This window comes from Methylophilus sp. DMC14 (assembly GCF_056314085.1).
Genome location: NZ_JBQUZA010000015.1, coordinates 1 through 677, shown reverse-complemented (window position 1 = coordinate 677; position 677 = coordinate 1). Strand labels below are relative to the sequence as shown.

Genomic DNA, 677 nt, shown 5'->3' with positions numbered 1-677 from the left:
TCAAACGTTAGGGCTCTACCCGCATGCGAATGCCAAATCATCTCCTTCTCGCTTGGCTGGCACCGGCATTGGCCTTTTCTCTCATGTTCGTCGCCTGGATGTTTGTAACTGTCACGCTTGAAGGTGCTGTTCCTCCACTCAAAGGATATTTCCGGGTAGGTCTGCTCGCTTTTGGTTCCGGGCTAATTATTCAGTTGATCTACGGCGGTTTCCTGTACATCACGTTGTTTCGTGCGGGGCTACTCCAGTGGTGGGCTGTGCTTATTGCATATGTTCTCCCCGTATTGCTGTTCAGTTGGTGGGCTAGCGACACCATGCAAGACATTCTTGGCACTCTACCGTGGTTGGTTTTCACAACCGTGGTAGCGCTCTTATCGTGGTTTCTCGTTTCGCCACGCTGGTTTTCCTGGGGACCGGCATGACCACCCGAGCCCTAACCCGCCGGTCGAGAGGGACCGCCGAGAAGCTGCGCTTCTCGGTTCCCTACGCGGCTTCGCCGCTCTGGCGGCCCCTCACCTAGCACGTTAGCAGTCAAGCATGCGAAAAACACCGAACCCTCGTGAACTATTGATAGCATTGTTATGCGGTTTGCCCGTGAGCTTTATGGTTGCTTGCGGCCTCCCATGGATGTTAGTAGCATCTCTTGCTATGTTGATTAGTTCGCCCACAATCTCTGC

General features: G+C 53.9%; 1 protein-coding gene. It reads left to right on the top strand.

Annotation, left to right across the window (positions count from 1 at the left end):
- Window positions 1-23 precede the first annotated feature (23 nt).
- Window positions 24-422 (top strand): hypothetical protein, encoded by a 399-nt coding sequence (locus ACT53C_RS14300; RefSeq protein ID WP_476147043.1) that lies wholly within the window; start codon window positions 24-26, stop codon window positions 420-422.
- Window positions 423-677 lie beyond the last annotated feature (255 nt).

Coding starts and splice junctions, on each gene's coding strand:
- ACT53C_RS14300 (WP_476147043.1), top strand. CDS start 24: ATGCGAATGCCAAATCATCTCCTTCTCGCTTGGCTGGCACCGGCATTG.